This is a genomic window from Methylorubrum sp. Q1 (assembly GCF_004683995.1).
Classification (GTDB): Bacteria; Pseudomonadota; Alphaproteobacteria; order Rhizobiales; family Beijerinckiaceae; genus Methylobacterium.
The window spans coordinates 300,552-318,705 of the sequence record NZ_SRHQ01000001.1; the positions used below are offsets into that span (position 1 = coordinate 300,552).

At 70.0% G+C, this 18,154-nt stretch carries 17 protein-coding genes; 9 read left to right on the forward strand and 8 right to left on the reverse strand.

Annotated elements, in window-relative coordinates; all coding sequences use genetic code 11:
* Nucleotides 1-51: 51 nt before the first annotated feature.
* A complete protein-coding gene (locus E4V01_RS01185; RefSeq protein WP_135297115.1) occupies nucleotides 52-1,362 on the reverse strand; it encodes an MFS transporter in 1,311 nt (436 codons plus the stop codon).
* A gap of 275 nt (nucleotides 1,363-1,637) precedes the next feature.
* On the opposite strand from E4V01_RS01185, the gene rlmH reads away from it, so the two are divergent.
* From rlmH to E4V01_RS01225, 8 genes are all read left to right on the forward strand, one after another.
* Nucleotides 1,638-2,135 (forward strand): 23S rRNA (pseudouridine(1915)-N(3))-methyltransferase RlmH, encoded by a 498-nt coding sequence (gene rlmH, locus E4V01_RS01190; protein WP_135297116.1) that lies wholly within the window; start codon nucleotides 1,638-1,640, stop codon nucleotides 2,133-2,135.
* Nucleotides 2,132-3,562 carry a murein hydrolase activator EnvC gene (locus tag E4V01_RS01195; RefSeq protein WP_135297117.1) on the forward strand — a complete coding sequence of 477 codons (1,431 nt, stop codon included), beginning with the start codon at nucleotides 2,132-2,134 and terminating at the stop codon, nucleotides 3,560-3,562. Before rlmH ends, E4V01_RS01195 begins: the two co-directional genes overlap by 4 nt.
* On the forward strand, nucleotides 3,562-4,884 hold the full coding sequence (locus E4V01_RS01200; RefSeq protein ID WP_060769802.1) for a S41 family peptidase: 1,323 nt from the start codon (nucleotides 3,562-3,564) through the stop codon (nucleotides 4,882-4,884). The genes E4V01_RS01195 and E4V01_RS01200 overlap by 1 nt, the downstream gene beginning before the upstream one ends.
* Before the next feature lie 151 nt (nucleotides 4,885-5,035).
* Nucleotides 5,036-6,241 carry a divergent polysaccharide deacetylase family protein gene (locus tag E4V01_RS01205; RefSeq protein ID WP_135297118.1) on the forward strand — a complete coding sequence of 402 codons (1,206 nt, stop codon included), beginning with the start codon at nucleotides 5,036-5,038 and terminating at the stop codon, nucleotides 6,239-6,241.
* 366 nt (nucleotides 6,242-6,607) lie between these two features.
* On the forward strand, nucleotides 6,608-8,296 hold the full coding sequence (locus E4V01_RS01210; protein ID WP_135297119.1) for a methyl-accepting chemotaxis protein: 1,689 nt from the start codon (nucleotides 6,608-6,610) through the stop codon (nucleotides 8,294-8,296).
* A gap of 144 nt (nucleotides 8,297-8,440) precedes the next feature.
* Nucleotides 8,441-9,028, forward strand: coding sequence for an RNA pyrophosphohydrolase (locus E4V01_RS01215; protein WP_135297120.1), 588 nt, complete (start codon nucleotides 8,441-8,443; stop codon nucleotides 9,026-9,028).
* A gap of 27 nt (nucleotides 9,029-9,055) precedes the next feature.
* Complete coding sequence (locus tag E4V01_RS01220) at nucleotides 9,056-9,712, forward strand: DUF2939 domain-containing protein (protein ID WP_135297121.1); 657 nt, start codon at nucleotides 9,056-9,058, stop codon at nucleotides 9,710-9,712.
* 201 nt (nucleotides 9,713-9,913) lie between these two features.
* Nucleotides 9,914-11,842 carry a potassium transporter Kup gene (locus E4V01_RS01225; protein WP_060769797.1) on the forward strand — a complete coding sequence of 643 codons (1,929 nt, stop codon included), beginning with the start codon at nucleotides 9,914-9,916 and terminating at the stop codon, nucleotides 11,840-11,842.
* A gap of 57 nt (nucleotides 11,843-11,899) precedes the next feature.
* Here E4V01_RS01225 and E4V01_RS01230 read toward each other — a convergent pair whose 3' ends face one another.
* From E4V01_RS01230 to E4V01_RS01240, 3 genes are all read right to left on the reverse strand, one after another.
* Complete coding sequence (locus tag E4V01_RS01230) at nucleotides 11,900-12,205, reverse strand: hypothetical protein (protein WP_135297122.1); 306 nt, start codon at nucleotides 12,203-12,205, stop codon at nucleotides 11,900-11,902.
* Nucleotides 12,206-12,415: 210 nt separating this feature from the next.
* Complete coding sequence (locus E4V01_RS01235) at nucleotides 12,416-13,207, reverse strand: hypothetical protein (RefSeq protein ID WP_135297123.1); 792 nt, start codon at nucleotides 13,205-13,207, stop codon at nucleotides 12,416-12,418.
* Between the two features lie 97 nt (nucleotides 13,208-13,304).
* Nucleotides 13,305-13,511 carry a hypothetical protein gene (locus tag E4V01_RS01240; protein ID WP_245517379.1) on the reverse strand — a complete coding sequence of 69 codons (207 nt, stop codon included), beginning with the start codon at nucleotides 13,509-13,511 and terminating at the stop codon, nucleotides 13,305-13,307.
* A 241-nt stretch (nucleotides 13,512-13,752) separates the two neighbouring features.
* On the opposite strand from E4V01_RS01240, the gene E4V01_RS01245 reads away from it, so the two are divergent.
* Nucleotides 13,753-14,376, forward strand: a complete 624-nt coding sequence (locus tag E4V01_RS01245; protein ID WP_135297124.1) for a Pr6Pr family membrane protein — start codon at nucleotides 13,753-13,755, stop codon at nucleotides 14,374-14,376.
* 107 nt (nucleotides 14,377-14,483) lie between these two features.
* Here the strand turns inward: E4V01_RS01245 and E4V01_RS01250 are convergent, their stop codons facing one another.
* From E4V01_RS01250 to rnc, 4 genes are all read right to left on the reverse strand, one after another.
* Nucleotides 14,484-15,212, reverse strand: a complete 729-nt coding sequence (locus tag E4V01_RS01250; protein ID WP_135297125.1) for a pseudouridine synthase — start codon at nucleotides 15,210-15,212, stop codon at nucleotides 14,484-14,486.
* A complete protein-coding gene (locus tag E4V01_RS01255) occupies nucleotides 15,209-16,135 on the reverse strand; it encodes a class I SAM-dependent methyltransferase (RefSeq protein ID WP_135297126.1) in 927 nt (308 codons plus the stop codon). Before E4V01_RS01255 ends, E4V01_RS01250 begins: the two co-directional genes overlap by 4 nt.
* Before the next feature lie 196 nt (nucleotides 16,136-16,331).
* Entirely contained in the window at nucleotides 16,332-17,312 is a 981-nt protein-coding gene (gene era / locus E4V01_RS01260; RefSeq protein WP_135297127.1) for a GTPase Era, read from the reverse strand.
* Between the two features lie 20 nt (nucleotides 17,313-17,332).
* Nucleotides 17,333-18,103, reverse strand: a complete 771-nt coding sequence (rnc, locus tag E4V01_RS01265; protein WP_060769788.1) for a ribonuclease III — start codon at nucleotides 18,101-18,103, stop codon at nucleotides 17,333-17,335.
* Nucleotides 18,104-18,154 lie beyond the last annotated feature (51 nt).

Sequence of the window (18,154 nt, forward strand, 5' to 3'; positions counted from 1 at the left end):
CTCTCCGGTCCGTGAGAGCCTGCCCGTCGACGATGTCCGCGCCGCCGGACTTCACCTCCGCGTGGCCGTGTCGACATGGATGTCCCGCCCCCGCGTCTCCGGCAGCAGCAGTGCGGCGACCGTTCCGACGAGGCTGAAGGCGGCGAGGTAGTAGGCCGGCGCCATCCGGTCGCCGGTCGCGGCGATCAGCCAGTTCACGACGTAATTCGTGCTGCCGCCGAAGATCGAGACGGAGAGCGCGTAGACGATCGACAGCCCGGCACTGCGCACTGCCCGCGGCAGGGCTTCGGGGATGGCGACGATGATCGCCGCCGCGTTGATCGAGGACAGGGCCGAGAGCAGGAAGGTCACGGCGTAGACGCTGAACGCGCTCGGCACCTGCAGCATCCACAGGAAGGCCGGCACGGCGAGCACGAGGATCAGCGCGCGCGGCCAGATCATCACCGGCTTGCGCCCGAACCGGTCGGCGAGCCATCCGCCGAGGAGCGGAAAGATCACGGAGGCCAGCCCCAGGGCGATCGGCACGGCGTTGGCCGCCATCTCCGAGAGCCCGAGCGTCGCCCCCGCATAGACCGGCATGTTGGTGCCCACCGCGTTCGAGACGGTCGAGGCGGCGATGACGAGGAAAGTCAGCCCGAGCATCCGGCCGTGCTGGCGCAACAGGCGGCCGAGCACCGCACCCGTCGAATCGGCGGCGGCGGGATCGTGCCCTTCGCCCGCCGTCTCCGGCAGATGGCTGCGGATCACGAGGCCGACCGGCACGACGAGAAGTCCGAGGCCGAACATCAGCCGCCAGCCCCAATTGGCCATGGCCGCATCGCCGAGCACCAGGGTCAGCACGGTGGCGAACAGGCCGGCGAACAGGGCGGCGCAGCCCTGGCTCGCGATCTGCCAACTCGCGACGAAGCCGCGGTGCCGCGCCGGGGCCGCCTCGATCAGGAAGGCGGTGGAGGGTCCGACCTCGCCGCCGAGCGCCAGCCCCTGGATCAGCCGCCCGGCAATCACGATCACCTGTGCCCAGACGCCGAGGACCGCCGTGCCGGGACAGGCCGCCAGCATCAGCATGCCCACCGCCATCAGCGCGATGGTGATGAGCATCGCGGGCTTGCGCCCGGCCCGGTCGGCGAAGGCACCGATCAGCACGCCGCCCACGGGGCGCATCACGTAGCCGATCCCGAACAGGGCGAGCGACGCGAGCAGGCTGTCGGTCGGGCTGTCCGAGGGGAAGAAGGTCGCGCCGATCGACTTGGCGAAGAAGGCGTAGATCGTGAAATCGTAGAATTCGAGGGCGTTGCCGAGCACGACCGCTCCCACGGCCTTGCGGTCGAGGCGCGTCGGTGCGGCGCTTGCGGGCGAGTGCATCGTGATCCTGTCGTGAGATCCCGGGTGATCGAGGCGCGGCGGGAGGCCGGCTCCGGGTCGAAGGCGTCGGTGAGGGCGGCAGGTAGGTCGCCGCCGCCGTGCCGCCACCCCGGACGAGTCGCATCCCGGCACTCATGGCCCCACCCTCTCGGCGCTCGGGCCGTCCGTGGCTGCCTGGCCGGCGACGTTTTCCCGCGCGATCGGCTCCCCGTTCCTGGCGTGATCGTGCTATCGCGCCCCAACACCTCGCTCGCTCCCGGGATCGTTCAACCCCCTTGCGCCTGCTCGTCGTCGCCATCGGACGCCTGAAGAACGGGCCGGAGCGGGATCTCGCCGCCCGCTACCGCGAGCGCGCGGTCGCGCTTGGCAAGGGCCTGGGCGTCACCGCCTGCGATCTCGCCGAGATTCCCGAATCGCGCGCGCGCCGGGGCGCCGACCGCATCGCCGAGGAGGCGGCGGCGATCCTGGCTCTCGTACCCGCGGACGCGGCGGTGATCGCCTGCGACGAGCGCGGCCGCTCCGACTGGCCGAGCGAGCGCATCGCGGACAAGATCGGGGCGTGGCGCGATGCGGGGCGCAGCACGCTCGTCCTCGTCATCGGCGGTGCGGATGGCCTTCACGAGACGGTGCGCGGACGCGCGGACCATATTCTCGCCTTCGGGGCGGCGACACTGCCGCACGGCTTGGTGCGCGTGCTCGCCCTCGAGCAGGTCTACCGGGCGCTGACCATCCTGGCCGGACACCCCTATCACCGGGGCGATCCCGAGGCATGAGATCCAAGGTGACGGCTCACTCCCGGTCGGCGACGATCCTGGCGGCCAAGATCCTGGCGGCCAAGATCCTGACGGCCAAGTCCGCTCTGGCGCTGACGGCCCTCGCCTGCCTCGCGGGCGGCCTCGCCCTGCCCGTGCGCGCGCAGACGACGCCCGACCCGGAGGCGATGCGGCGCACGCAGGAGGAGCGGGACCGCCGCGCCCAGAGCCTCAAGCAGATCGAGGACGCGCTGGCGGCCAGCAGCGGCAACCGGGCGGCGTTGGAGTCCGAGATCGCCGCGATCGGCTCCGACCGGACCAAGCTCAGCACCGCCCTGCTCGATGCCGGACGCCAAGCCCAGGCGACCGAGGACCGGATGAATCGGCTGGAGGAGCGCCTGCGCGCGCTGACCGACAGCGACGCGGCGATCCGCAAGTCGCTGGAGGCGCGCCGCGCGGTCATCGCCGAGATCCTGGCCGCGCTCCAGCGCATGGGCCGGCGCCCCCCGCCCGCCGTTCTGGTGCGCCCCGAGGATGTGCTGGCGGCGATCCGAACCTCGATGATGCTCGGCGCGGTGGTGCCGGAGTTGCGCGGCGAGGCCGATACGCTGGCCGGCGACCTCACCGAACTGGTACGCGTGCGTGGCCTCATCGCCGCCGACCGCGAGGCGCTCAAGAAAGATCTCGCGGGCTGGGCCGCCGAGCGCCAGCGCCTCGACGCGCTGATCGCCGCCCGCCGCAGCCGGCAGGCGGAGGTCGAGTCCAGCCTCACCGCCGAGCGCCGCAAGAGCGCCGAACTCGGCACGCAGGCCAAATCGCTCAAGGAACTCGTGGACCGGATGGAGGGCGAGCTGTCGAGCGCCCGCCGCGCCGCCGACGAGGTCCGCGCCGCCGCCGAACGCGAGCAGCGGGCGATCCAGGATAAGTTCGCAGCCGCCGGCGCCCGCGATCCGGCGCGGCTCGCGCCCAAGGTGAAGTTCGCCGAGGCCCGCGGCGATCTGCCCAGGCCGGTGAGCGGCCCCCTGCTGCGCGGCTTCAACCAGCCCGACGGCCAGGGCGGCACCACCCGCGGCATCTCGCTGCGGGCGCGGCCGAAGGCGGTGGTCTCCTCGCCCGCGGACGGATGGGTTTCCTTCGCCGGACCCTTTCGCTCCTACGGGCGTCTCTTGATCATCAATGCGGGCGACGGCTACTATCTGTTGCTCGCGGGGATGGATCAGATCAACGTCGAGGTCGGCCAGTTCGTACTGGCGGGCGAACCGGTGGCCGTGATGGGCGAGGGCAACGGCACCCCGGCAAGCACGCCGTCGAACGTGACGCAGGCTGCGTCACAGAAGGACGATGATCGGATTGATCCCGTCCTGTACGTCGAATTCAGGAAAGACGGCGGCTCTATCGATCCGGAGCCGTGGTGGGCGAGAAGTTCCAGCGAGAAGGTTCGCGGATAATGCGCAAAGTGTCCCTCGTGTTACTCGGCGCGGCCCTCGGCATTGGCGCCTCGGCCCTGTCGACCCAGACCCAGCTCCTGTCCGGTACGAGCGCCATCGCGGCCTCGGCGGAAACCTACCGGCAACTGAGCCTGTTCGGCGACGTGTTCGAGAAGGTGCGGACCGACTACGTCGAGAAGCCCGAGGAATCGAAGCTGATCGAGTCGGCCGTCAACGGCATGCTGACATCGCTCGATCCGCATTCGAGCTACATGGACGCGAAAGCCTTCCGCGACATGCAGACGACGACGAAGGGCGAGTTCGGTGGCCTCGGCATCGAGGTCACCATGGAGGACGGCCTGATCAAGGTCGTCTCGCCGATCGACGACACGCCCGCCTCCAAGGCCGGCCTGCTCGCCAACGACATCATCACCCAGATCGACGAGGATCAGGTCCAGGGCCTGACCCTGAACCAGGCCGTCGACAAGATGCGCGGCCCCGTGAACTCCACGGTGAAGCTGAAGATCTCCCGCAAGGAGGCCAAGGAGCCGCTCGACGTCTCGCTGACGCGCGACGTGATCAAGATCCGCCCGGTGCGCTCGAAGGTCGAGAGCGGCGATGTCGGCTATGTCCGCCTGACCCAGTTCAACGAGCAGACCTACGACGGCCTCAAGACGGCGATCGACAAGCTCCAGAGCGAGATCGGCGGCGACAAGCTGAAGGGCTACGTGCTCGACCTGCGCAACAACCCCGGCGGCCTGCTCGATCAGGCGGTGATGGTCTCCGACGCCTTCCTCGACCGCGGCGAGATCGTCTCGACCCGCGGCCGCAACCCGGACGAGACGCAGCGCTTCTCCGCCAAGGCCGGCGACCTCGCCAAGGGCAAGCCGATCGTGGTGCTGGTGAACGGCGGCGCGGCCTCGGCTTCCGAGATCGTGGCCGGCGCCCTGCAGGATCACAAGCGCGCGACCATCATGGGCACGCGCTCCTTCGGCAAGGGCTCGGTGCAGTCGATCATCCCGCTCGGCGGCCAGGGCGCCCTGCGCCTCACCACCGCGCGCTACTACACGCCGTCCGGCCGCTCGATCCAGGCGAAGGGCATCGAGCCGGATCAGGAGGTGCTGCAGGAGGTGCCCGACGATCTGAAGGGCAAGGACGAGACCAAGGGCGAGGCCGGCTTGAAGGGCCACCTCAAGCAGAAGGATACCGAGGAGCGCGGTGGTTCCTCGGCCTACATCCCGCCGGATCCGGCCAAGGACAAGCAGCTCATCGCCGCGGTCGATTTCCTGCACGGCATCCAGAAGGGTGCGGCCAACGTGACGAAGCCGGCCACGCAGAACTGATTGTGCCGGGCCGCCGCGGGCATCCGCTGCGGTGTTAGGGAAAGATTAACCATGGCGGCCCGCAATACCGGTTCAGACCGGGATTGCGGGCCGTTTCTCGTTCAAGGCCGCGCCCGGTCGTCCGAGCATGGGCCAACAGGCAGGACGGCGGGTGAGCGACGCGGCCGACGACATCCTGACGAAACCTCTCGGAGTCGCGGACAAGGCGGCGCGTCCGCGCTTTTCCCTGCGCCCGTCCGCAGGTGCGGCGGCGGGCGTCGGCGCGCTGGTCGTGGCCCTGCTCGCCGGCGGCATCGCCCTCACCGGCGATCCCCGCGGCGGCGAACCTCGGGCGCAGGCGTTCATCGAGATCCGCGAGGCCTCGGCCTCCGTCCCCCGCATCGCAGACGCCGCACCGCCTCCCTCGAAAGGACCGGCCCAGTCCGCCAGCGAGGTCGAGCAGGCGTCCGGCGTCAGCGTGTTCCGCCCCGACGGTTCGACGGCCCCCGATGCGCCGGTCATCATCCGCGTCCCGAACGCCGCCCAGGTGAAGCTCGCGCCGGCCCCCGATGCACGCCTGACCGAGCGCGGGCGCCACGGCCCCCTGCCCCGGATCGGCGAAGGGCGGCTGCGGCCGCTCGACGTCTATGCCCGCCCGGACGAGCCCGGCACCGGGCCGCGCATCGCCGTCCTCGTCTCCGGTCTCGGCATCGGCGAAAACGCCACCCTCGGCGCCATCGCCCGGCTTCCCGCTGCGGTGAGCCTTGCGCTCTCGCCCTATGGCACCGACCTCGAAAAGACCGCGACCCGCGCCCGCGAGGCCGGCCACGAGATCCTGCTCCAATTGCCGATGGAGCCGTTCGACTATCCCGACAGCGATCCCGGTCCGCAGACGCTCCTGGCCTCGGCCCGCCCCAGCGAGAACCTCGACCGGGCCGCCTGGGCGATGAGCCGGTTTCCGGGCTTCGTCGGGGCCGTGAACTTCATGGGCGCCAAGCTGATGAGCGAGGCCGGGGCCCTGGAACCGGTGCTGAAGGACCTGTCCGCCCGCGGGCTCGGCTTCGTCGATGACGGCGCGGCGCCCGGCACCCAGGTCGCGACCGTCGCGGCGAAGACCAAGCTGCCGACCGCGCGGGCCGAGATCGTGATCGACGCCGTCGCACGGCCCGATGCCATCGACGCGGAACTCGCCCGCCTGGAGACCCTGGCCCGGCAGAAGGGTCTCGTGCTGGCCTCTTCCAGCGCCTCGCCGCTGACGATCGAGCGCCTGTCGCGCTGGTCGCGCGATCTGGAGGCACGCGGCATCCGTCTCGTGCCGGTGAGCGCGATCCTGCGCCGCCCTGGCGGCGTCTCCAAGCTGTCGAGCGCGGCGCCTTAGGACATCGCCCGATCGGGGGGTGCCGCTGTTGGGATGACAGGGATCCGAAATCGATCCCCCGATGACAACGGTCTGGAGCCGGGCAATCAGCCGAATTCATCGGCGTACGAGCCATTGGAACCCGGCAAACCGCCAGACGGCCAGCGATGACACGCCTACCCTACCCGTTGAGGGTATAGGACACGCGCAGATTGCAGTCAGATCATCCAAGTCAGCCTTCAATTTGTTGCGAAACGTACATCCATTTTAATCCCGCCGCACGGCGCGAAATCTGATGAACAGTTGGTGATCCGGTAAGTGTTTCCGGGCCAAGCTCCCGCCGCTCGCTCAACGAATTCGCGCGAGCCTCTCCTGGCGGAGTCCTCCGTGTCGCTCCAAACACTTCCTATTCGCAGCAAGCTCATCGCTTCATTCACTGTGCTGACGATCCTCCTCGTCAGCTTAGGGGTTCTAGGTCTCGTCGGAACGCAAAGGATGCGCGACCAAGCGCTCGATATCGAGCGCAATTGGCTTCCCAGCGTCCGCCTGCTCGGCGAGATCGACACGGCGGCGGCGCGGATGAACGGCGTGATGCTGCGCCACACTCAGGCAGCCGATCCGAAGATGACCCCGCCCATGGACAAGGATTTCGAGCGTTTCGGCAAGCTGATCGACGACAAGCGGGCGGCCTACGAACCTCTCATCGCGAATGCCGAGGAGCGGGCGCTCTACGAGACCTATGCTCGGGAAGCCGCCGCCTTCGAGACCGAACGGCGGATCGTCATGGATCTCTCGCGCCAGGGCCGGAAAGCGGAAGCCTTCTCCTATTACGAGGCGAAGGGCCTTGTGCCGCGCCGGGCGATGTCGAATGCCCTGGAGAAGCTGGTCGCCTTCAACAACGAGGGCGCCGCCCGCGCGATGGCGGCGGGTGAGGCCGTGTTCCAGCAGGTGCGGACGATCGGCCTCGCCGTCCTCGCCCTCGGGCTCGGCCTCTCGGTCCTACTCGCGGTCCTGATGACCCGCGGCGTGACCCGCGGCATCGCCTCCGTGGTCGGGCCGATGCAGGCGCTGGCCGCGGGCGACCTTTCGGTCACGATCCCGCATCAGGGCCAGCGGACCGAGATCGGGACGATCGCCGACGCGGTTCAGATCTTCAAGGCGGGGCTGATCCGCATGCGCAATCTCGAGGAGGAGAGCGCCGCAGCCCGCACCGAGGCGGAGGCGCAGCGCAAGGCGGCGATGCGCGAGATGGCCGAGCGGTTCGAGGGTGCGGTCGGCGGCGTCGTCAGCCTCGTCTCCTCCTCCGCATCCCAGTTGCAGGCTTCGGCGCACGGCATGACCGGTGCCGCGACCCGTACCGCCGGCCAGTCCGTCAGCGTGGCGGCGGCGGCGGAAGAGGCCGCGACCAACGTCAACACCGTGGCGGCGGCGGCCGAGGAACTGGGCGCCTCGGTGCAGGAGATCGGCCGGCAGGTCAGCGGCTCCTCGACGCTCGCCCAGGCGGCGGTGGGAGAGGCAGCACAGACGGCGGCCCATGTCCGGGCACTCAGCGCAGCCGTCTCCAAGATCGGCGACGTTGTCACCATGATCACCACGATCGCCGGGCAGACCAACCTGCTCGCCCTCAACGCCACCATCGAGGCGGCCCGCGCCGGTGACGCAGGCCGCGGCTTCGCGGTGGTCGCCGCCGAGGTCAAGGAACTCGCCAACCAGACCGCGCGGGCGACCGAGGAAATCTCCGGCCAGATCGGCCGCATTCAGGAGACCACCGGCCACGCGGTCTCGGCCATCGGCAGCATCACCGGGCGCATCGAGGAGATCAGCTCCGTGGCGGCCTCGATCGCCGCGGCGGTGGAGCAGCAGGGCGCGGCGACGCAGGAGATCGTGCGCAACGTCGCCCAGGCGGCGATGGGTGCGGGCGAGGTGACGCACAATATCACGGGCGTGGCGCAGGCCGCCGAGGAGGCGGGGGCGACCGCCGCCGAAGTGCTCGCCGCCTCCTCCGAGCTGTCGCGCCAGTCCGACCATCTCTCGGCGGAAGTCGGCCGCTTCCTCGCGAACGTGCGCGCGGCCTAAGTCACACCTTGGGAACTGCAGGGAAAGACGTGGGCGCGGCCTCGGCCGCGCCCACGCTCGTTTTACGGCCTCAGATGCGGGTTAGGTCGGCGTTGCCCGCACCGGTTCGGCCTCCTATGGTCGCGCCGCCAGCACGAGCCCGCCATGACCCGCCCCGACGACGACCTCCGGCGCCTGCCCGAGAGCAGCGCGCTGCCCTATCGCCCCTGCGTGGGCGTGGCCCTGTTCCACCGTGACGGCCGCGTCTTCATCGGGCGGCGCAAGCGCGAGGCGGGCCCCGAGCATGTCGACGGCGATCGCGCGTGGCAGATGCCCCAGGGTGGGATCGACGAGGGGGAAGAGCCTCTCGCTGCGGCCCTGCGCGAACTCCACGAGGAGACCAACGTGCCGGCCAGCGCCGTCACGCTGCTCGGCGAGACGCGCGACTGGCTCGCCTACGACCTGCCGCCCGCGGTGATGAAGCAGGCCTGGAAGGGCCGCTACCGCGGCCAGCGCCAGAAATGGTTCGCCTTCGGGCTCACCGGCGACGAATCGGTGATCGATGTGGACGCCCCCGGCGGCGGTCACCACAAGCCCGAATTCGAGGCGTGGCGCTGGGAGCGGCTGGAGGCGCTGCCGGATCTCATCGTCCCCTTCAAGCGTCCGGTCTACGAAGGCGTCGTCGCGGCCTTCTCCGGTTTGACGGGCTGGCATGGCGCAGGGGACAATGTGACCGGGGACAGCCCGGCATGATCCAACCGCGCATCCGCGGCTGATCCGATGCGGTGGTGGCTCATTCCCCTTCTCGCGGTGGCGGCTTGGTTCGCCTACACGCTGACGCCCTTCTGGTCGCTCTACGGCTTCGCCGCGGCGGTGCAGGCGGGCGACGCGGCGGCGGTGGAGCAGCGCGTCAACTTCCGCACGCTGCGCCTCTCGCTCGCCCGGCAGATCAGCGCTGCCGTCAAGGCCGACAGCAACGCCCTGGATCCACGCGAACGGCAGCGCATCGCCGATGCGGCGGCAGCCGTCGCGCTCCCGATCATAGAATCGGCGCTGACGCCGAAGGCGGTGATCGACCTCCTGGACGATGGCTGGCCGCAGGGCGCCGACCTCGCCGCGCCGGCCGGCCGGCACGAGCGGCGCGACGGCCTGCGCATCCCCGATCTCAAGCGGCTGCTGCGCTACTATCTCGCCGCCGACATGCGCGGCTTCCGCTCCGTGCTGATCGCCGTGCCGCCGGACCGGCCCCGCCACGAGCAGTTCCGCATCCGCCTGCGCCTGCGCGACTGGGGCTGGCGCCTCGTCGATATCGAGCTGTCCGACGACCTGCGCCGCCGGATCGGCGAGAAGGCCGCCGCCGCCGCCGCTCGTCTGCGCGACGGCCGCCCCAACCCCGACAAGACCGGGCCGGATGCCCACCCGTCTCGCGAGCCGTAACCAACCCCGGCGCACGTTACGAGAGACCCTGGCTTTTATTCCACCGCTCCATAGGTGAACCGCCACGAGAGCCGTCTCCGGCCTGATCGCATCAGGCCGGAGACGGCTCTCGGTCTTTCGTTTCAGCGCGCTTCCTTTGGCCGAACCGGCATCCACTCCGTCGGAAAGCGCTCTGATGGCCCCGCTTTCCGGAGCACAATCGTGAGCCAGCCCGCCACCCAGCCCTCCGACGCGAGCCAATCGGAGCCCGGGCCGGGCCGCCGCCTCGGGGCGGGCCTGCTGGTCGCCACCCTCGGCGTCGTCTACGGCGATATCGGCACGAGCCCGCTCTACGCCCTCAAGGAGGCGGTGCGCGCCGCGAGTCCGGGCGGTGATCCGAGCCCGGTCGCGGTGACCGGCGCCGTCTCGTTGATCCTGTGGGCGCTGATCCTCGTCGTCTCGCTGAAATACGCGGTGCTGATCCTGCGGGCCGACAACCGTGGCGAGGGCGGCATCGTGGCGATGCTGGCGCTGCTCGGCGCCCGCCACGCGCAACCCGGCTCGCGACAGGCACTGCTGCTGACCGTCGGCCTCGTCGGCGCCGCCCTGCTCTACGGCGACGGGGCGATCACCCCGGCCATCTCGGTGCTTTCGGCGGTGGAGGGCCTGCGGGTCGATGCCCCCGCCCTCGACCGCTTCATCGTGCCGATCACGCTGGTGATCCTCGTCGGCCTGTTCCTCGTGCAGCGCCGGGGCGCGGCCTTCATCGGCAAGATCTTCGGGCCGGTGATGCTGGTCTGGTTTCTCGTGCTGGCCGCCCTCGGCCTCGGTGGCATCGTGCAGGCGCCGCAGATCCTCGCGGCGGTCAATCCGCTGCGCGCGGTCGAGTTCACGGCGCATGCCGGCCTGCATGTCGGCTTCACGATGCTGGGCGCGGCCTTCCTCGCGGTCACCGGCGGCGAGGCGATGTATGCCGATCTCGGCCATTTCGGCGCGCGGGCGATCCGCGTCGCGTGGTTCGTGCTCGTGCTGCCGGCGCTGGTGATCCACTATTTCGGGCAGGGCGCGATCCTGCTGGTCGATCCGTCGGCGGCCGAGAACCCGTTCTACCGCCTCGCGCCGGGCGTCCTGCATTATCCGCTGATCGGGCTGGCGACGCTGGCCGCCGTCATCGCCTCGCAGGCGGTGATCTCGGGCGTGTTCTCCCTGACCCGGCAATCGATCCAGCTCGGCTTCCTGCCGCCGCTGCGCATCGTCCACACCGCCTCCGACGAGAGCGGCCAGATCTACGTGCCTCTGGTGAACTGGATGCTCGCCGCCGCGACGCTCTCGGCCGTCCTGATCTTCCGCTCCTCCGATGCGCTGGCCGGGGCCTACGGCATCGCCGTGTCGCTGCTGATGGCGATCACCACCCTGCTCGCCGGCCTCGTCGCCCGCAAATGGGGCTTCGGCCTGCCCCTCGTGCTGGCGGTGAACGGCTTTTTCCTCGTGATCGACCTGATCTTCCTCTCGGCCAACAGCGTGAAGCTGTTCGAGGGCGGCTGGTTTCCGCTGCTGCTGGCCGGCATCATCGCCTTCCTGATGCTGACATGGCGCAAGGGCAATCTCTGCCTGGAACGGGCGCGCGTGGAATTGCGCCCGCCGGAGGCGCGCTTCCTCGAGAGCCTGCACCATGGGCGGCCGACGACGCTGCCGGGCTCGGCCGCCTTCCTGTCCTCGGCGACCGAGGGCATCCCGCTGCCGATGATGCGCTTCGTCGAGCGCCTGGGCGCGCTCCACGCCCGCGTGCTGATCGTGACCGCTCTGTTCGAGGAAACGCCGACCGTGCCGCGCGAAGAGCGCGCCCGCGTCACCGAGATCACCCCCGACATCCGCCGCGTGGTGCTGCATTACGGCTTCATGCAATCGGCCTCGATCCCCGAGGGCCTGGATTGCGCCGTCGGCGCCGGGCTCCTGCCGAAGGAGTTCGCGGAGGATCTCACCGTCTTCGTCGGCCACGAGACCATCATCCCCGTCTCCGACCAGCGCGGCATGTCGGATTGGCGCGAGGCGGTCTTCGCGGTGATGCAGAACAACGCCGAGCACACCGGCGCCCATTTCTGCGTGCCGGCGCGGCAGGTGATCGAGATCGGCACCGAGATCGAGATCTGAGGGGGCTAGAGCATCGTCTTTTTCCAAAAGCCGGCGACCGCCTTTCGGAATGATGCTCTAATCGTCCGCCTGTCCCTTGCCCGTCATCCGGAGCTGCGAGGCGACGCATTCGCGTACCGCATCCTCGATCTTGGCCTTCTGCGCGTTGGCGTAGCCCGCCACCTCGTCGATGCATTTGACGAAGTAGCCCGCGGTGAAGCTTTCGTTGACCGACACGAACGACTTGCCGAAGCGGGTCGCGAGCTGGAGGCGATCCATGGTCGAGCTCTGCTTCCAGGCCTCCAGCGTGTCGGTCATCGACAGGGCGCTGGCGGCGCCGGGCACGAGGGTCGCGGCAAGGAACAGGGCGGAGAAGCGGCGCATCGTACCAAAACCTCCCGAAGGTCTTTTCTGTTTTTCCCGGTCAAATCTTCCGAACACTCCGCTTCGATCCTAGAATCGAGACGGAAGCAGCGGATGATGTCGCCAGATAAACACTTGGGGACGGCCAGACAGCCGAATACCCGGATGGTTTTTCTTATTTTGCTCTGAGAGTTCGACCGGTTCCCGCTGCGATGAGCACGATCGCTCAGCTCACGGCCTCCAATCCGAAAACCCCGCGACGCGATGCATCAGGCGCCGGTGGCGCGCGGTCTCCCCGAACGGCGCGAGTTCCCAGTTCCAGGCCCGTTCAGGGCTTCCAAGCGATACGCCGTAAAGCAGGTCGTGCCGCGCATGGACCCGTCCCTCTCGGTCCTCTTCGGCCTCGTCGAGGTCGGTGACGAGGCAGACCCGCGCCGTGAGACCGGCCAGGGCATCGAGATGGCCCTCTACGATCCGCCGGCCGAAGCCGTCGCCGTCCTCCGGCGTCCAGGGCCCAAAGGGGCGGCGCGATGACTCCAACCGCTCGACCGGGCGGATCGGCAGTTGCGAGAGGAGGTTGGCCGAGATGACGAGGCCGGTGCCGGGCTCGGCGCAGACCGATGGCAGGCGGGGATCGAGATCGCGCGCCGTGCCGGTCATCAGTGCCATCGCGCCGCTCAGATCCGCCGTCAGCGTTTCGACATTGGTGAAGGCGCGGATCGCGCGCCGGGCGGGCGTGAGATGCACGGCATCGACCAGCACCACCCGGCGGAAGCGCGCGGCGAGATCCGCCAGCGGCACGTCGAGCAGAAGTCCGGAGCCCAGCACCACGGCGGTGTCGCGCCGCCCGGTGGCGGCGATGGCCGCGCGCATCACCGCCCGGCTCGCCTCCAAATGCGGCGCCCAGGCCCGGCGGCAGCGGCGCGCCCGCGACATCAGCCAGATGCTATCGCGCAAATAGCCGAGCCGGCGCTGGGCCCGCGGCGCAGGCGTGGTGAGAAGATGGAGGAGATCGAGCAGCACGGCGAAACCGCCTCCGGCAGCCGCCCTCCCCTGTCAAGGCATCCCCGGAAGGCATTGGCTTCTTCCGAAAGCCGGCCACGCTCGTCGGGACGACGCGCTAGCGTTTGGCGCCTGCTTTGCCCGTGCCCTTCTCGTAGAGGGCGGCGATCTTCTGCATCGCCCCCGTGTTGCCGAGAGCGGCGGCCTTTTCGTACCAGCCCTTGGCGGCGGCGTCGTTCCTGGCCTTCGGTCGGCGCGGTCTCGACGGCCAGGGCGGGGAGTGGGGCAGAAAGCAGCCCCGCGACGACGCGATCCGCCCGAGCATGACGGGGTGTCCTCGGTCGAAAAGGCGGCACCGGCGCGAAGAATGCAGGATGCGCCGTGCCGCCCGGACCCTCACCTTTGCCGGAACCGGATTTCAACGCTCGCGACTTGACCCGGAATCCCAATTCCCTTGTCTCGGCGCTTCATCACCCCAGCGCCGCGACCGGAATCAGCACGCGTCATCGCCGGGTCGCGAAGCGCGGCCAGAACGAAGCCCGTCTCGGATGCCGACGCCGCGAACGATGAATTCCCGCACCGCCCGCCTCGCCGCGGCCCTGATCGCGCTCTGCGCCGCCGTCGGCGTCGGATTCGGCTTCTCCGCCGTGTTCGGCCGAACCGGCTCGGTGCCGCTCGCGGCCTGGATCATGGCCGCCTATTTCACGAACCTCACCGGACTCCTCGTCCTCGCGGTGTTCGGCGGGATCGCCCTGCGGGTGCCGGCCCTGGCCCAGCCCCGGCTCGTCGCCACCACGGTGCTCGCGACCCTGCTCGTCGGCCTTGTTCAGCGGCTGCTGCTCTACCGCGTCAGGACGCTGCGCGGGGGCGACCTCGTCGGCGACATCCTGCTCCACCAAGCGCTGCCGGTGCTGGTGCCGCTGTTCTGGCTCGCCTTCGTGCCGAAGGGGCGCCTCGCAGGGCGCGACCTCGTGCTGTTTGCGAGCTACCCGCTGATCTACCTCGGCTACACGCTCGTGCGCGGCGCCTACGATGCGCGCTATCCCTACCCGTTTCTCGATGTGGGCAAGATCGGCTGGGGCCCGGTCGCGGCCTATGCCGGGGCGATCGCGGCGGCCTTCCTCGCTGTCGGATGGGCGCTGGTGCTCCTCGACCGGCGCCTCGCACGGCGCAGGGCCGTGGCCGGCTAGACCGCTGGCGCCGTATCCGACCTGATTGCATCAGGCCGGCGTCTCCAAATCTTTGTGTCGACACGCATTCTTATCGCGAACCGGCGTCCGGTTCGTCGGAAAGCGCCCTACCCTTCGAACGTCGTCGCGATCTCGCCCGGCCCCAGGATCCGGAACTCCCCCGCCGGCAGGTCGGCGGGGAGCGCGAGGCCGCCGACGCGGTCGCGGTGGAGCGCATCGACATGGTTGCCGAGCGCGGCGAACATCCGCCGGACCTGATGGTAGCGGCCCTCGTGCAGGATCACCGTGCAATGCGTCGGGTCATCGGTCTCCATCTCCACCGGCAGGAGCGGCTTGTCCTCGCCCTCCAGCATCATCTCGCCCGAGGCGAGGATCGCGGTCTCGTCGCCTTGGAGCGGGCGGGCCAGCGTCACCCGGTAGCGCTTGGAGACCTTGGCCTTCGGCGAGATGATCCGGTGCAGGAGCGCGCCGTCATCGGTCATCAGCAGAAGGCCCGAGGTCTCCTTGTCGAGGCGCCCGACCGTGGAGAGCGCCGGATCGCGCCGCCGCCAGCGCTCAGGCAGCAGGCTGTAGACCAGCGGCCCGACCTCCTTGTGCGAGCAGGTGACGCCGAGCGGCTTGTGCAGCATCAGGCAGACGCCCGGCAGCGGATCGAGCGCCTCACCCTGCACCGTCATCCGGGCCGAGAGGTCGGGCTCGAGCGGGATGCGCTGCGAAGCGTCCCGCAGGGCCTGCCCGTCGAGCCGGACGAGACCGGCGCGGGCCAGCCCCTCGACCTCGCGGCGCGAACCGTAGCCGAGATTGGCCAGCAATCGGTCGAGGCGGAGCGCCTTCATTTGCGCGCCTCGAACAGCTTGTAGCCCCCCTCCGTCGCCAGCGTCGTGACGGTTCGGAAGGCGGCGCGCAGGGGCGCCTCGTAGGGCAGGTGGGTGTTGGCGACGAGATAGAGCGTTCCGCTCGGCCGCAGCACCGCCGCCGCGCGGGTGATGAAGGCTTGGCCGAGCGCCTGATCCTCGGCGCCGCCATCGTGGAAGGGCGGGTTGGTGACGACGAAATCGAGGCCCGACAGCGCCGGCTCCGACCCACGCAGGTCGGCCCAGTGAGCTGTGGCCCGCGCGTCTTCGACATTGCGCCGGGCCATCTCGATGGCGCGGCGGTCGATGTCGATCAGGGTGAGCGACGCGACTTTCGGCGATTTCAGCACCGCGCGGGCCAGGATGCCGAGGCCGCAGCCGAAATCGGCCCCGCGCCCCGAGAGAGCGGGCAGGTGCCGCAGCAGCAGGGCACTGCCGGGATCGAGCCGGTCCCAGGAGAAGATACCGGGCTGCGTGCAGAGCGCGAGGTTGTCGATGTGGCGCGGTGCGCCACCCGCCAGAGCGGTCTCGATGCCGGCGGGCATCTCGGGACGCGTCGCCGTGCAGATGCGGTGGTGGCGGCGCGGCTCGTCGGTGACGGCGCAGCCGAAGCCGCGCAGCTCCTTGGCGAGCCGCGTGCCGCCCTTGTCCTTGGGCGCCATCGCCACCAGCCGCCCGCCGGGCTTCACGGCCCGGATCGCGAGCGCCAGGGCGTAACGCCGCTCCGCCGTGCCGGGCGGGGCCAGCAGCAGGGCCGCATCGAGGCTCGCTTCGGCGACGTCCTCCAGCCGCGCCGAGCCGGGGATCAGCGGCGAAACCTGGGCGGCGCCCTCGGGCACCTCCGCCAGATCGGCCGGCGGGAGGCCGTAATGGATGGCCCGGATATCGGAGTCGGTGGGGGGCATGGGGGTTGGGCCTGAGAGCGGCGCGATCGCCGGATGCGTGGTCCACACTCCGCCTCATCCTGAGATGCGACGCGCAGGCGAAGCCTCGAAGGATGCTTCAGGGATCGCGCAACGGGCTGAAGGATCCTTTTGGGCCCGCTGTCGCGGGCGCCTCGGGATGCGGTGGTGGGTGGAAATCCGTCGGCTGTAAGATCGGTCAGCCCGTCGGGAATTCGAGGCCCATCTCGCGATAACGCGCGGGATCGTCGGCCCAGTTCTCGCGGACCTTCACGTGCAGGAACAGGTGCACCTTCGCCTCGGCCACCTCGGTGATCTCGATGCGGGCCGCCTGCCCGATCGCCTTGATGGTCTGGCCGTTCTTGCCCAGCACGATCGAGCGCTGGCTCTCGCGCTCGACGAAGATCGTCTGCTCGATCCGCACCGAGCCGTCGGGCCGCACCTGCCACTGGTCGGTCTCGACGGTGGAGCGGTAGGGCAGTTCCTCGTGCAGGCGGTCGTAGATCTTTTCCCGGGTGATCTCGGCGGCCAGCATGCGCAGCGGCGCGTCGGAGATCTGATCCTCCGGGTAGAGCCACGGGCTCGGCGGCATCCGTGCGGCCAGCGCCTTGCGCAGGTCGGCGACGCCGTCGCCTTTCAGCGCCGAGATCAGGAAGGTGTCCTCGAATGGCACCATCGCGTTGAGCTTGGCCACCAGTTCGAGCAGGCGCTCGCGGGCGATCAGGTCGATCTTGTTGAGGATCAGGATCTTGGGGCGCTTCACCTCGGGCAGGCGGCGCAGGATGGTCTCGACCTCCTCGTCCGCGCCTTTCCGGGCATCGATCAGCAGACAGATCGCGTCGGCATCCGCCGCGCCGCTCCATGCGGAGTGCACCATCGCCCGGTCGAGACGGCGCTTCGGGGCGAAGATGCCGGGCGTGTCCACCAGCACGATCTGCGCATTGCCCTCCATGACGATGCCGCGCACCAGCGCCCGCGTCGTCTGGACCTTTCGCGAAACGATCGAGACCTTGGCGCCGACGAGGGCGTTGAGCAGGGTCGACTTGCCCGCATTCGGCACGCCGATCAGCGCGACGAAGCCCGCACGCGTTTCTTCGCGCGGCTGGTCCGGCGCGTCCTGCCGCTTTTCCTGCGGGGCGCCGTCTTCGTCAGCCTCGTGTTCCGGCTCGTGCTCAGACATCCGATTCGACCATCCGCAGCTCAACCACTCGATCCATCCTTCCCTTGCGTCCCGCCGATGCCCTCGCGGGCAAGCACGGCGCGGGCCGCCTCCTGCTCGGCGACGCGTTTCGAGGCGCCCTCACCGTAACCGGGCTCGATGCCCTCGACCCGCGCCGCGATCCGGAAGACCGGGGCGTGGTCGGGCCCCGAGCGCTCCACCACCTCGTAGACCGGGATCGCGAGGCTGCGCGCCATCGCCCATTCCTGCAAGGCCGATTTCGCGTCGCGCCCGCGCGGCGCGGCGGTTTCCTCGCCGGGGCGGAAGGCGCGCTGCACGATCGCCCGCGTCGCCTCGTAGCCGGCATCGAGGAAGATCGCGCCGAGGATCGCCTCGCAGACATCGGCCAGAATGGTCTGGTTGCGCCGCCCGCCGGTCTGGATCTCGCCGGGACCGAGATTGAGATGCGGCCCAACCTCCCAGGCCTCGGCCACCACGGCGCAGGTCTCGCGCCGCACGAGGCCGGCGAGACGGCGCGACAACTCGCCCTCCTCCGCACCGGGCAGCGCCTTGTACAGCGTCTCGGCAACCGCGAGCCCGAGCACCCGGTCGCCGAGGAATTCCAGGCGCTGGTAGCTGCCGACCCGGCCGGATTGGCCGGCCTTGCTCACATGGGTGAGTGCCAGCGGCAGCAACGTGGGGTCGGCGAAGACATGGCCGATGCGCGCCTCCAGCACCGCGAGGCTCGGCCTTGGGCGATGCGCACGCCGGGCGCGGCTGGAGCGAGCGGCGCCTTCGCCGTCCTCGCTCATCGCCGCCCGCCCCGAGGCAGAACGGCGGATCGTTCCGTCGCTGTCACGTTC

Coding starts and splice junctions, on each gene's coding strand:
- E4V01_RS01230 (WP_135297122.1), bottom strand. CDS start 12,205: ATGCGCCGCTTCTCCGCCCTGTTCCTTGCCGCGACCCTCGTGCCCGGC.
- E4V01_RS01195 (WP_135297117.1), top strand. CDS start 2,132: ATGAGATCCAAGGTGACGGCTCACTCCCGGTCGGCGACGATCCTGGCG.
- E4V01_RS01185 (WP_135297115.1), bottom strand. CDS start 1,362: ATGCACTCGCCCGCAAGCGCCGCACCGACGCGCCTCGACCGCAAGGCC.
- E4V01_RS01220 (WP_135297121.1), top strand. CDS start 9,056: ATGCGGTGGTGGCTCATTCCCCTTCTCGCGGTGGCGGCTTGGTTCGCC.
- E4V01_RS01255 (WP_135297126.1), bottom strand. CDS start 16,135: ATGCCCCCCACCGACTCCGATATCCGGGCCATCCATTACGGCCTCCCG.
- rnc (WP_060769788.1), bottom strand. CDS start 18,103: ATGAGCGAGGACGGCGAAGGCGCCGCTCGCTCCAGCCGCGCCCGGCGT.
- E4V01_RS01215 (WP_135297120.1), top strand. CDS start 8,441: ATGACCCGCCCCGACGACGACCTCCGGCGCCTGCCCGAGAGCAGCGCG.
- E4V01_RS01245 (WP_135297124.1), top strand. CDS start 13,753: ATGAATTCCCGCACCGCCCGCCTCGCCGCGGCCCTGATCGCGCTCTGC.
- E4V01_RS01240 (WP_245517379.1), bottom strand. CDS start 13,511: ATGCTCGGGCGGATCGCGTCGTCGCGGGGCTGCTTTCTGCCCCACTCC.
- era (WP_135297127.1), bottom strand. CDS start 17,312: ATGTCTGAGCACGAGCCGGAACACGAGGCTGACGAAGACGGCGCCCCG.
- E4V01_RS01250 (WP_135297125.1), bottom strand. CDS start 15,212: ATGAAGGCGCTCCGCCTCGACCGATTGCTGGCCAATCTCGGCTACGGT.
- E4V01_RS01200 (WP_060769802.1), top strand. CDS start 3,562: ATGCGCAAAGTGTCCCTCGTGTTACTCGGCGCGGCCCTCGGCATTGGC.